The following is a 12,474-nucleotide window of genomic DNA, read 5'->3' as shown; positions in this document are numbered from 1 at the left end:
AACTCTTTGCCGCAAATCCAAAGAATGAGTCGGCATTCCTTTCTCTCCTTCCTCTTGAATACCTGTACCCTATTTTAAATTAAAAGGCTGTATCCAACAACAGGTTCATATGGTTGCGCCGACATTCTCCGCGCAAGTCGCGACCCTTGTGACAATCCTCGAGCAGCCTCTGATCACAAGCAACGCTGCCATGACCATTCCTGAGGGGAGGAACCGGGCAGCACACCCCCGGGAGGAAACCGACATCGACTGGCCCGGCTTTGTCGAACAACTTAAGGTCGTACTTGGCCGGCCCCCTGCCGAAATACTTCGGCTGGCAGTGGGTTTGTCTGCCGCGAGCACTGCCGCCCAACAACAGCATGCAGCGGACGGCGTTGCGCGCCGCCGCTGATGCCGAGCGTTAGCCTGCTTCGAGTAATCAACTATGAAAAATCTCACCCTTTCCAGACTCTCAGACAACCGATTATCCAGAGTGGCGAAAGACTTGTTGGCAATGCTTCAGCCAGCAATACGCTTAAAGATATTTTCCTGTAGGGAAGATGAATTACCGTTAGGTTCAACGAGAGTCGGCGGTAGACCAGACTTGGCTGATGATGTTGTATGGCCCAGTTGGAACGGTAAACCTTTGGTATTCTTGGCCCAGATAAATCTCGGCGACCTTGCGAAGTTCCCATTTGCGAGTGTTTTACCCAGAGAAGGATGGCTGGTGTTCTTTTATGAGGCCGAACAATCAACGTGGGGATATGACCCAAAAGATAAAGGCAGTTGGGCAGTAATTTTCATGCCAGATGCTAAAGCCAGGCTCGAACGCCGTGGATTACCATCGGACATCCTTCAGAACGGATTCTATAACTTGTGCAAAGTTCAGACACATGAGATAGTTACAGCAATGCCTTGGGAGTCTCCTGCTATTGACAGACTACAGTTAAGTGGAGATGAGCGAGATGCATATTTTGAATTGCTAGATGAAGTTTACGGTGAAGGTGAAGTATGTCATCAGATACTTGGTCACCCCCAGCCGATTCAAGGCGATATGCAATTAGAGTGTCAACTTGTATCGAATGGATTGTATTGTGGCGACTCGACAGGATACAATGATCCTAGAGCCAAGGAACTCGCAAAGGGTGCAGAAGATTGGAAATTGCTTTTTCAACTCGACACCGATGACAATGCTGGGATGATGTGGGGTGATGCTGGAAGACTGTATTTCTGGATACGGCAAGAGGACCTCAATAATAGAGATTTCGGAAAGAGTTGGATGGTGCTTCAATGCTTCTAGTTCTCAATCTGAGCGCAGGCTAACACCGTGTTGCAGCCGCCGCCGCTCCGCTTCGCGGCGCGGCTAAACACTACCGTTATGTCGCCAGCGCCAGAGCTGTGCCTAGTCAAGATTGTTGGTGGAGGGGCGCTGGGGTCGGTGGGTAGCGGAGGCGATCAGCGCAAAATCTACACAACATAACAAGTCACTGCACCCGACTTGATGCTAATCTTTGAACAGTACCCAAAGCTACTGGCAGCGGGTGAGTTTAGCCGTTATGTTGCCAGCGCCAGACTTGTGCCTAGTTAAGGTTGTTGGTGAAGGGGCGCTGGGGTCGGTGGGTAGCAGAGGCGATCGGTACACAAATCCACACAACATAACAAGTCGCTGCACCTGACCCAGTGCTATACTCTGAGCAGTTCCCAAAGCTGTTAGTAGCAGGTGAGCTTAGCCGTTATGTTGCCAGTGCCAGAGTCGTTTCTAGTCAAGGTTGTTGGTGAAGAGGCGCTGGAGTCGGTGGGTAGTAGAGGCGATCAGCACAAAAATTTACACAACATAACAAGTCGCTGCACCCGACCTGATGCTACACTCTGGGCAGCAGTCCCCTAAGCTACTGGTAGCAGGTGAGCTAAGCCGTTATATTGCTTGTCTTATTAGTCAAATAGATTTAGTTTAGTCATTTGGAAACAATATGTCAGAAGCTAAGTTTCAGAACTTTACTTCACTTAACCCAAACACAGCAGAGAAAAAGTTTTGGGAATGCCTCAAAAAGACATTTCAGAATGATCAATGCGTAGCTTACTTTAGGTATCCAATTTTTAAACGCACAGGCAATCTCACCAGAGAACCTGATGTTATCTTTATGCACAGAGATTTAGGATTGTGGGTATTTGAGTGTAAAGGGTGCAGGATCGCTAACATTGAAAGTATCGAAGGGCATCAGTGGAAAATGAGTAATTGGCATAGGGAAGAGGAATTGCCTATGCTTCAAGCTGAGGATGGTATGCTTGCAATAAGTGCGAAACTCACAGAACGAAGAGAAACACGAGGACTGGTCGCCTCACACTACAGAGTGGTATTACCCTTTGTTAAAGAGCAAGAATGGCAAAATAAGGGATTTTCTGACTTGCCATGTGCCCAAAGCGTTGTTTTGCTGGAGGAGGATCTGAAGCCATCGGCTCTCCGAGAAAAACTACAGTTGGGTGCTTGTGAGAATCCACAGCGTCCTCTATCTGATGAACAGTGGCAAAACATAGTTGCTTTACTGGGCGGTTCGCTACCAAGACAAGAACCTAGAGCCATACCCACAGGAACGCCACCCGAAAATCCTGTAAGAGTCATCCATTATCTGGAATCTCGCCTTCGTTTTCTGGACGATCAACAGCAAAAGGTAGCTTTTGAGGTTCCAGATGGCCCTCAGCGTGTTAGAGGATTAGCAGGAACAGGGAAAACTGTTCTATTTGCCAAGAGAGCCGCAAAAATTCATGCCGCGCACCCTGACTGGAAAATCGCTTTTGTTTTTTTTACACGGGCACTTTACGACCAAATCATAGGTTTAATTGGTCTTTACTATCGTGAAATGGTTCGGCAAGATGAAGGAGATGTAGAACCAGACTGGCACAATGTACAAGTACTACATGCTTGGGGTTCAAGAGAGCGTAACGGTTTCTACCGTAACTTAGCCCAAAAATCGGGAATACGTCCTCTGAGTGTCAACGACGTTAATCAAAGTCTTGGACGTTCTTGCTCCCCGTCAGAAGCTTTTGAATACATCTGTAATTCTTTAGAAGAAAAAGTACCGAACATACCTGTACTTTTTGATGCGATCTTGATAGACGAAGGACAGGATTTGCCCCCATCCTTCTATCGATTAGCTTATAAAAGTTTATCTGACCCAAAACGACTTTATTGGGCATACGACGAAGCACAGGGGATTGGAACCCTGACGGTACCTCGTCCTTTGCATATCTTTGGGCTTAATCCAGATGGAACACCAGTAGTAGATTTAGGTGGGAACAAACTTCCTGATGGAACCATAACCAGCCCTACCTACGAAGGAGGACTGCGCAAGGCACACAATTTAAACCGATGCTACCGAACACCTAAAATGCTTCTCATGGCTGCTCACGCTATCAACATGGGCTTACTGCGACAAGAGGGTTGTTTGCAAGGAGTGAGTAACAAAGAGGATTGGGAAAAACTAGGTTACACTGTTCTGGATGGAGATTTTTCAGATGCAAGTGTCAAAGCTGGCAAAACAGTCACAGTTACGCGCGAGGCAAAAAACAGCCCTCACCCCATAGACAGTGATGATTTTCCTCACAAGGACGCTTTAGGCTCACCTTTACGCATCCAGACTTTTTCGGATGAGTTGGAAGAGCAGGAATGGATTGCTCAACAAGTGGAGGAAGATCTGAAGTTAGGCTTCGACCCTTGGGACTTGTTGATTACTTGCCCCACTGGTGATAAAGAACAGCAGTACTTTGAAGCAATAAAATCTAAACTCTCAAGGCGAGGTATCCAAAGCGTTATTGCAGGTGTTGATACAAATCTGGATATCTTTCGCATGGATAACTGCATCACGATCTCAACAATTTTCCGAGCCAAGGGCAATGAGGCGTGGAAGGTTTATGCTTGCAGATTTCATTGTGCTACCCAGCCATTAGCTTGGAGAGGAGAGTCAGAACTACAGAAGCGTAACGAAGCCTTTGTTGCACTTACACGAGCGCGTATCTGGTGCGTTGTAACTGGGGTTGAGGGTGCGAGCCCAGTTTTTGAAGAATTGAGAGCTATTGTGCAACAGTACCCAAATCTAACCTTTAAAGCATTCAATCAATCCTCATTGAAAAGGATTAATGATGAAGATTTTGAATAGCAAATTAGAAACTCGTATCAATATTTGCTACCAATTGTAAGTGCAACATAACAAATCACTGCACCCGACTTGAAGCTATACTTTAGTCATTACCCAAAACTATAGCTAGGTAGGTTAAGGTTGTCGCCTTAAGATTCTGGGAAACCAATGTGGGGCTACGCCCAGCGACCCATATCATGCCAACCTTTGTATGCTTAGCTATACTGGTGGCGGGTGAGTTCAGCGGCAGGACCTCCCGGTGTACTCTGAAACCATGCGACCATCGAGCATGTGTCGTCGTCACCCTCTTGCAACGTTCTTCGCTCTCGCCTATGGCATTTCGTGGGTACTCTGGGCACCGCTGTGGCTGCCTGCGTTTGGCATACACGGGTTGCCGGTAATTCCTTATCACCATGCACTCGGCGCCTTGGGGCCAATCACCGCAGCCTTCCTCGTGTCCGCCATGGAAACCGGGCTGGCGGGACCGGCGGATCTGCTACGACGCATGGGTTTGTGGCGCGGGAGACTCGTCTGGGTCGCAGTCGCGCTCTTTGCCCCCTATGTTCTTCTTGCACTCGCCGTCGTTGCGGCATCGCTGCTGAATGGGGAGAGCGTGTCGCTGTCGGGCGTCGGCAGATCACGCGAATTCTTGCAGTTTTCAGCTCTCGGATTCCTTGTTTACAACATTGTCTCGTTCGGCTTTGGCGAAGAGGCGGGCTGGCGAGGGTTCGCCCTTCCTCGACTGCAAACCCGCCATTCCGCTCTGGTCGCTTCGCTGCTACTTACGTGCGGATGGGCGCTCTGGCACCTGCCGCTTTTCTTTTACCGCCCCGGCTATACCAGCATGAATGTGCCAGGCGTCGCCGGTTGGTTCTTCAGCTTGCTCACGGGTGCGGTATTGCTCACATGGCTTTATAACGAGAGTCGTGGCAGCATTCTCGTTGTGGCGATTTTTCATGCTACGGTCGACGTCGCTTTTACCTCGGATATTTCCTCGCCGTTCGTGGTCAACATCACTGGAGCGCTAATTACGTGCTGGGGAATCATCGTACTTATCGCTGCGGGGCCTCGCTATCTGGCAAGGCGCGGCAAGATGGTCAGGCTGCATGTTGGCGACAGCGTCACCGGATTCGTTCACCGTGACGGCCAAGTTAGTCAGCCTGCCGCATAACGTCGAAGTTGTGCGGCGGCAAATAGCCTCGAACACTCAACGATAACCTCTGTTCCGTCCGCACCAACGCAGTGTTAGATGCCCGACAACTACAACAAACTTTACTTGGCAAACCTTGACCTTCTACTAAGGTATAAGGTTTAGCATAAGGTTACTAGATTGCAATGGAGTCATATCCATGTTTCAAGTGGGCGAAATCTCGCGTCGGTTAGATATTAATCCACAAACGCTTTACTTTTACGAGCGGATTGGATTGATCCCACCTCCTGAGCGCACGGTTGCAGGCTATCGACTTTTTAGTCAGCAAGACGTGGAACGGCTAGCTTTCATTGTGCGGGCTAAATCCTTGGGACTGAGTTTAGATGAGATTAAGGACATCTTGGTATTAAAGGATGATCGATCGCTCACCTGCCAAGCGGTTTATGAGCGTCTCAGTAAGAAGGTACAGGAGATTGAAGAAAATATCCGTCAGTTGCAAGCGCTCCACGACGAGTTAACGCCACTCGTCAAACGTTGTCACGAAAATCTACAGACTTCTGACAAAGAATGTGTGGTATTGGATCGCCCGGAAGTTGTCCTTGAAAACGCATGAAACCATTGCAATCTGAAATAAACTCTTGCGGGGAATGTTGTTATGAATCCTATCAAAGTTGAAGTATTGGGAACAGGCTGCAAAAAATGTCAGCAACTAGAGGCGAATGCTAGGAACGCGATCGCCACACTGAATCTAGAAGCAGAAATTCTACATATTACCGATCCCGTTGAAATTGCCAAGCGGGGAGTCATGTCCACACCTGCACTGACCATTAATGGTAAGGTCGTGGGTAAAGGTAAAGTGATGACCAGTGAAGAAATTCAGCCACTCTTACAGATTTAGAGAGGAGGGCGAACCATGTTCGATCCGTTTTATCCGTTCGACTGGCTAGCAACACAGGTCGTCACTCGTCTGTTAGGGCTATCAGTTGAGTCCCATCTCGGAGCTAGCATACATTTTTTCCTCTATGATGTCCCTAAAGTTTTGACCCTGTTGATTGTCATCAGTTTTGTTGTAGGGACATTTCAAAGCTTTTTACAGCCTGAAAACGTGCGGCAATGGTTAGCAGGCAAGCGTACTTTGGGCGGCAATATTCTAGCGGCGATGGTAGGGATTATCACACCATTTTGTTCTTGCTCTGCCGTGCCACTGTTTATTGGATTTTTGGAGGCAGGCATTCCTCTAGGTGTGACATTTTCTTATCTGATTTCTGCCCCAATGGTGAATGAAGTTGCTGTTGTGCTGTTGTGGGGGCTATTCGGCTTGAACGTCACACTTCTCTATATCGGCTTTGGAGTTGGATTGGCAATCGCTGCTGGGTACACAATTGGCTGGCTCAAACTGGAAAAATGGGTTGAACCCTTTGTCTGGCAACTACAACAAGCCCATCTAGAAAGTACTCAAGCGGACGATCTGGCATCGACTTCCCCCACCTGGAAGCAGCGGTTTCAGCAGGGATGGTTTCAGTCCAGTGAAATTGTGCGATCGGTATGGCTTTATGTTGTTGTCGGGATTGCAATCGGTGCTGGGATTCACGGCTATGTCCCAACCACTTTAGTCACCCAATTAGCAGGCACTAGCAATCCCTTTGCTGTTCCGATTGCTGTAACTTTAGGCGTGCCACTCTATGCAAACATTGCGGGTGTCATGCCAATTACTGAAGCCTTGGTCAACAAAGGAATGCCACTTGGTACTGTATTAGCGTTCACAATGGCGGTGACGGCTCTCTCATTGCCTGAGATGGTCATCTTGAGGAAAGTGCTTCGCCCTCAACTTTTAGCTGTGTTTATTAGCCTAATGACTTTTGGGATTATCAGTATCGGCTACTTGTTTAATGCACTCCTTGCCTAACCACCTCTTGGCTCTCAATCAGCACTGAGAGGATAATCCCAACCAGGGAATAAGGGCATCTAACAATGCGATGCAGCTGACGGCGCTCCGCGCCGCAGCTGATCGCCATCGTTCGGCGGCATGGCTTCTGGTGTCTTGCTGCCCTCCAATGCGTCGTGAGACATTCCACAACGCAAGGGCCCCGGCAGGGCAGCTTGCTCGTTCGACGGCGCAGGAACGCCATATGAAATCCGCACCTTCACTGTTGCCTGAGCCCCGAAGTTACCTTGGGACGGCAATCATGGTGGGCGCGATCACAGCCCTGCCGTTTGCCATTCTGTGGTCGTTGCTGTTCGCGGTAGTGATGAATCGGTCGTTCGGAGAGATCCTTCCCTTTGGGCTGGGCGCGGGCTTTTTCTTTGGATTGTTCTTCGGTCTAACAATGGGATTCTTCTTTAAGGGAGAGACGGCAGACATTGAATTTGCGGACAAGAAGGGATTTGTTGCTCGCCTAAACGTAGCAATGTCCCAATTGGGCTACAACCCTGCGACCCAGAGTGAGGACTTCTTCACCTACAAGCCTTCGCTTCAGGCGGGCTTGGCAGCAGGCCGAATTTCGGTACAAGTATTCGAAAATCATGCGATCGTCGTTGGCCCGAGGATGTACGTCAAGAAGTTGATTCAACGGTTGGCCACCGATTGAGGACGGCGCCGCCGAACCAGCCGTTGCACCTGACCGGGGCCGCCGCCCGGGTTTGGCGGACACGCCACGTCGCTACGGCGGCCCCGGCGGGTGAGCTTGGGCGTTATATTGCCAGCGCCAGAGTTGTGCTTAGTCAAGGTTGTTGGTGAAGGGGCGCTGGGGTCGGTGGGTAGCAGAAGCGATCAGTTCAAAAATTTACACAACATAACAAATCACTGCACCCGACCGTATGCTAAGCTATTCATATCATCCAAAGCCAGTGACCGCGGGTGAGTTCAGACGTTATGTTGCCAGCCCCGGTAGATTGTGGATGATTGGGTCAAAGGATCCCTGGGGGCTGGTCACTGAGGATCCAGGTAGATCTAGGTAGAGAGAGTCACCCAACATAACAAGTCACTGCACCCGACCTTGGGATAGATTATGGGCTGGGATCCCTGGTTTGGGGTGGCGGGTGAGTTCAGCCGTTATATTGCCAGCGCAATAGCGAGATGGTCGGCGGGGCGAGCTTCTAGATTTTCGGCTTCGTTGGTAGTTGGTGGGGGTTGGTAGTTGGTGGGGCGACCCGTGCGCTGGAATCGGTGAAAGTCCGGGGCGATAGGCGTAGAAGTTACACAACATAACAAGTCGCTGCACCTGACCCAGTGTTATGTTCTGAGCAGTTCCTAAAGCTGTTAGTAGCAGGTGAGCTTAGCCGTTAGCCAGCGCGACTTAATCTCAAGTGTAATAATATCCAACATCGAGGAGTTGGAAAGATGAACACAGTGATTACCATTCCTCTGGATGCAGATACAGCGAGACTTTACAGTCAAATTCCTGCTGACCTGCAAAGAAAGTTTCAGTTGTTACTTAACCTTTGGCTGCGCGACCTCATCGTACCACCGCGTCCCCTTCAGGTTGTCACAGATGAAATCAGCCAAAAAGCACAGGAGCGTGGCTTAACTCCTGAGATACTGGAATCTCTGCTGAATGTCGAATGAACCATGCTTTGTTTTTGATACCAATGTTGTTATCAGTGCGCTCCTGTTGAGATGTTCTGTCACTCGTCAAGTCTTTGACAGGGCAACACAGAGAGGCAAATTGCTTATCTCACGTGTGACCGTTGAAGAATTGAGCGATGTCCTGCGGCGCAAAGGATTTGAAAGGTATATAACCGAGGAAGAACGGATGGAGTTCTTGAGCACTTTTGTTAGAGATGGCGTCTTGGTGGAGATTGTAGAGCGCGTGGCGACGTGTCGTGATCCCAAAGACGACAAGTTTCTTGAACTGGCTGTTAATGGCAAGGCAAGATGTGCGTGCCGTTAGATGTACCCAGAGACAAGATGATGAGCAAGCTCAAATGCCCTCATTGCGGGAACCCAGGGATCCCTGTCCTCTGCAAGGTGTGCCTCGGCTCAACTGTGCCTGCGACCTGCAAAGCGTTATGAATCTTTGTTTGAGTCGTAATTGAGAGGAAATAGGTGAGCTATAATTCCTAATGGACTTTTCTTTTCATTGCAGGTTGGGTAATGCAAAAACAGGAAGTCCTTACATTACTGGCAAATCACCAGAACACTCTGAAGGACTTTGGCGTAAAGTCTCTAATGCTCTTTGGTTCAGTAGCAAGGGATGAAGCGCAAACAGACAGTGATATCGATCTGCTAGTAGAGTTTGACCGTCCAGTTGGATTGTTCACTTTTGTACGCTTGAAACGATATCTAGAGGAAATTTTAGAGAGTCCGGTTGATCTAGGTACGCCTGACTCCCTCAAGCCCTATCTGCAAGAATCCGTTCTCCGGGAGGTGGTTCGTGCCTTCTAGAGATTGGCAGAACAGAGTAAGAGACGTGCTAGCTGCGATTGAAGAGATCCGAGAGTTTATAAAAGACATCACGTTCGATGAATTTCAAGTCGATCGAAAGACAGTTGGGGCAGTTTTGTATAATCTTGCAATTATTGGTGAAGCAGTTCGCGGCATTCCACCAGAGGTGGAGGCTTCGCATCCTGAAATTCCATGGGACGAAATGCGGGGAATGCGGAATATTGTGATCCATGAGTATTTTCAAGTGAGTTTGTCCATCATCTGGCAAACGATTCAAGAAGATCTTATTTTATTAGAAACCTCTCTTCGACAATTGATAAACCCTTAAGAGAAATGTATAATGTCGGAAGTAACAGCAGCATTAGACCTCACCTCATGCCCGGCTCCGATCCAGCGCGCCCATTTACTGTGGTGGTTGCCGACAACTTCCACTATGTGGAGAAATATAAAGAGTACGAGTACGGAAAGTTTGAGACCCTCGAAGCCGCAATTGCCGCTTGTAAGCGTATCGTCGACGAGTTTTTGATTGAGGCTTTGCGGCCCAGCATGACTGCTGACGAGCTCTACAGCGAATACACTTCGTTTGGAGACGACCCGTGCATCGTTGGCTCGGAGGAGCCGGAAGTTCCCTTCTCAGCCCGTACCTAAGCAAAGGCGCGGTGTCTGGAGTTATGTGGATCCCAATCTGCACAAAACGCTGATGAGGATGAATCCGACAAATTGCCGGAGCAGCATCGGAAATAGAGGCAATTAAGTTAGATGAGGATCCCTCTGGGCCAGGATATATGGTTGTTTCAGACTGCAGGAAAGCAACTTGGGGATCCCAGGTTCCCCTAGTCTGCTTTGGGAGACAGATAAGGGGTATGTTTGTGTTGGCCGGTTAGAGATCGAAGGCAGGGCAAATGTCCCAGACTTATTCGGAATGACTATCGCGAACGGAGCTATTGTACTGGCTACCGTCTCATCGCCATTTGAATTGACTATAAGTAAACACACAAGCTCTCAAGCACGGGGGGGCAACGGTGGGCATTGGATCCCGGGAACCAGGGATTCCAGCAAGCCGCTACAGGCATCCCAGAGCAGCTCGATCACGTAATGGAATCCAGCCTCACCCCCGTAGTAGGGATCCGGAACTTCTTCGTCAGAATGAGAGCGGCAATAGCTGCACATCAGGCGCACCTTCTCGGCATATTTTCCCTGGGGATCCAAGCTGAGAATGTCGCGGTAATTTTGTCGATCCATAGCCAGGATCAGGTCAAACTCGCGCAGGTCGGCAGGTCGAATCTGGCGGGCCTTGCCTTGTAGCTCTAGGCCATAGCATCGGGCTGCTTGTTGCATGCGCCTATCTGGGGGGCTGCCGATGTGATAGGCTGCCGTACCTGCTGAGTCGCAGATAATTGCTTCCTTATGGCCGCTGCTGCGCAAAAGGTGATTGGTGATGCCCTCAGCAGTGGGAGAGCGACAGATGTTACCCAGACAGACAAACAGAAGCTTTTGGCTCATGGCAACCTCCCCATCGGATCCCATGTGTGGGTCCACCACAGGATGTATCCGCCTGCAACAGCGGGACGGATTCCCTTTCTATTTTCCACCAAGAGCCGCTGCAATGTTTTGTCGGCGGCTATCGTAACATCGCAGATTTAATTGAACCGACAAGGGATCCCCAGGCATTGCTGCAGCAGCTTCAGGTATTCTTGTCCCTCCATGAGAAAGGCACCAAAACGGGCCAGGTGCGGGTTCATCAACTGAGCGTCGAAGAGGCGAAAGCCCCGCTCCCGTAAGTGCTCCACCAACTTCACCAAGGCCACCTTCGAGCCGTTGGGGATGCGGTAGAACATCGACTCGCCGATAAACGCCGCTCCAAGGGCAATACCCAGGATCCCGCCTGCCAAGGTCTCTCCCTGCCAGGTTTCAAAGCTGTGGGCAAAGCCGGCCTGGCGCAGAGCTGCGTAAATCTGCTTCAGCTCGGGGCTAATCCAGGTTTGGGGACGAGCGGCACAGCCCTCTACCACCTGCTCAAAAGCGCAGTTCAGCCGCACCTGAAAGCGATTGCTGCGCACCAAGGGCCGCAATGAACGGGGGCAGTGGAATCGCTCATCGAGGGGGATCACCGCGTGCCGGTCGGTGCCGTACCAAGCCAGGGATCCCGTCTCTTCGTCGGCCATCAGAAAGTAGCCTTGGGCATAGCCTGCCAGAATGGTGGCCAGATCCACCTGCATTGCCTCAGTTGCGCTCCTCAAGATTGCCATTCTGCAGAGAGGCTGGCAAAATCCCCCCCATTGGCCCTGGGGTGGCAATCCACACAGGCGCTCACCCGCACAGGAGTGGGAAACTCCACTTGCAGATGCAAAGCGCGGAAATAGCGGGAATCTGCCAAGCGATAGGGCACCTGTTCCCCTTGTCGCAGGGGCCGGGAGTTGGGCCGCAAATAGCCCCAGGCCAGTTGTAAAGCCACGCCGCTCAGGGGCTGGATCTGCTGGCCATAGTGGTTGGGATCCTGCAGCAGCCGTCGCCAGGTTTCGGTGGGCAACACTTGGGCGGGCAACGCCACATGGCAACTGCCACAACTGCGCACATATTGAGCTTGCTCCAGTTGGGCTTGAGTCAGGCCCTGCTGCGCTTGTGCTCCCAGGTTCTGCGCTGATCCCGCCAGCAGGGATCCCATAAACCCGGACAGGATGACTACCATGCTCCAGATCCAAAACCGCCGGCGTCGTCGTTGCAAAGGAGCCATGCTGATACATTTACGCTGAACACTGCTGAACATCACTGTTCAACTATGCAGCGATAGCATTCTGTTTGTTTCCAACCAGAATGGCGGTATCCCG

Annotated in this window: 15 protein-coding genes; 12 read left to right on the top strand and 3 right to left on the bottom strand. The window is 50.3% G+C overall.

Features of this window, described 5'->3' with window-relative positions; genetic code table 11:
• Positions 1-424 precede the first annotated feature (424 nt).
• The 12 genes from ACVW0B_RS13305 to ACVW0B_RS13250 all read left to right on the top strand — a co-directional run bounded on the left by ACVW0B_RS13305 (position 425) and on the right by ACVW0B_RS13250 (position 10,294).
• The gene (locus tag ACVW0B_RS13305) at positions 425-1,279 is read left to right on the top strand and encodes a YwqG family protein (protein ID WP_457491908.1); all 855 of its coding nucleotides are present in this window, start codon (positions 425-427) and stop codon (positions 1,277-1,279) included.
• Between the two features lie 670 nt (positions 1,280-1,949).
• Entirely contained in the window at positions 1,950-4,133 is a 2,184-nt protein-coding gene (locus tag ACVW0B_RS13300; RefSeq protein WP_457491907.1) for a DEAD/DEAH box helicase, read from the top strand.
• A gap of 370 nt (positions 4,134-4,503) precedes the next feature.
• Positions 4,504-5,283, top strand: coding sequence for a CPBP family glutamic-type intramembrane protease (locus ACVW0B_RS13295; protein ID WP_457491906.1), 780 nt, complete (start codon positions 4,504-4,506; stop codon positions 5,281-5,283).
• A gap of 178 nt (positions 5,284-5,461) precedes the next feature.
• A complete protein-coding gene (locus tag ACVW0B_RS13290) occupies positions 5,462-5,875 on the top strand; it encodes a heavy metal-responsive transcriptional regulator (RefSeq protein WP_457443690.1) in 414 nt (137 codons plus the stop codon).
• 42 nt (positions 5,876-5,917) lie between these two features.
• Positions 5,918-6,160, top strand: a complete 243-nt coding sequence (locus ACVW0B_RS13285) for a thioredoxin family protein (RefSeq protein ID WP_457443688.1) — start codon at positions 5,918-5,920, stop codon at positions 6,158-6,160.
• 15 nt (positions 6,161-6,175) lie between these two features.
• On the top strand, positions 6,176-7,168 hold the full coding sequence (locus ACVW0B_RS13280) for a permease (RefSeq protein ID WP_457443686.1): 993 nt from the start codon (positions 6,176-6,178) through the stop codon (positions 7,166-7,168).
• 70 nt (positions 7,169-7,238) lie between these two features.
• Positions 7,239-7,850 carry a hypothetical protein gene (locus ACVW0B_RS13275; RefSeq protein WP_457491905.1) on the top strand — a complete coding sequence of 204 codons (612 nt, stop codon included), beginning with the start codon at positions 7,239-7,241 and terminating at the stop codon, positions 7,848-7,850.
• A gap of 752 nt (positions 7,851-8,602) precedes the next feature.
• A complete protein-coding gene (locus ACVW0B_RS13270) occupies positions 8,603-8,827 on the top strand; it encodes a hypothetical protein (RefSeq protein ID WP_457443682.1) in 225 nt (74 codons plus the stop codon).
• On the top strand, positions 8,817-9,152 hold the full coding sequence (locus ACVW0B_RS13265) for a putative toxin-antitoxin system toxin component, PIN family (protein ID WP_414329508.1): 336 nt from the start codon (positions 8,817-8,819) through the stop codon (positions 9,150-9,152). Before ACVW0B_RS13270 ends, ACVW0B_RS13265 begins: the two co-directional genes overlap by 11 nt.
• A gap of 203 nt (positions 9,153-9,355) precedes the next feature.
• Complete coding sequence (locus ACVW0B_RS13260; protein WP_414329506.1) at positions 9,356-9,646, top strand: nucleotidyltransferase family protein; 291 nt, start codon at positions 9,356-9,358, stop codon at positions 9,644-9,646.
• Entirely contained in the window at positions 9,636-9,974 is a 339-nt protein-coding gene (locus ACVW0B_RS13255) for a HepT-like ribonuclease domain-containing protein (protein WP_414343083.1), read from the top strand. The genes ACVW0B_RS13260 and ACVW0B_RS13255 overlap by 11 nt, the downstream gene beginning before the upstream one ends.
• A 5-nt stretch (positions 9,975-9,979) precedes the next feature.
• Complete coding sequence (locus ACVW0B_RS13250) at positions 9,980-10,294, top strand: hypothetical protein (protein WP_457491904.1); 315 nt, start codon at positions 9,980-9,982, stop codon at positions 10,292-10,294.
• A gap of 354 nt (positions 10,295-10,648) precedes the next feature.
• Here ACVW0B_RS13250 and ACVW0B_RS13245 read toward each other — a convergent pair whose 3' ends face one another.
• From ACVW0B_RS13245 to ACVW0B_RS13235, 3 genes are all read right to left on the bottom strand, one after another.
• A complete protein-coding gene (locus tag ACVW0B_RS13245; protein WP_011432541.1) occupies positions 10,649-11,149 on the bottom strand; it encodes a low molecular weight protein-tyrosine-phosphatase in 501 nt (166 codons plus the stop codon).
• A 137-nt stretch (positions 11,150-11,286) separates the two neighbouring features.
• On the bottom strand, positions 11,287-11,865 hold the full coding sequence (aat, locus tag ACVW0B_RS13240; protein WP_457491909.1) for a leucyl/phenylalanyl-tRNA--protein transferase: 579 nt from the start codon (positions 11,863-11,865) through the stop codon (positions 11,287-11,289).
• A gap of 17 nt (positions 11,866-11,882) precedes the next feature.
• Positions 11,883-12,335, bottom strand: coding sequence for a hypothetical protein (locus tag ACVW0B_RS13235; RefSeq protein ID WP_457474697.1), 453 nt, complete (start codon positions 12,333-12,335; stop codon positions 11,883-11,885).
• Between the last annotated feature and the right edge of the window lie 139 nt (positions 12,336-12,474).

The organism is Thermostichus sp. MS-CIW-23 (assembly GCF_054059455.1).
The sequence above is the reverse complement of the archived record's forward strand: the minus strand, read 5'-3'. Positions and strand labels throughout refer to the sequence as shown.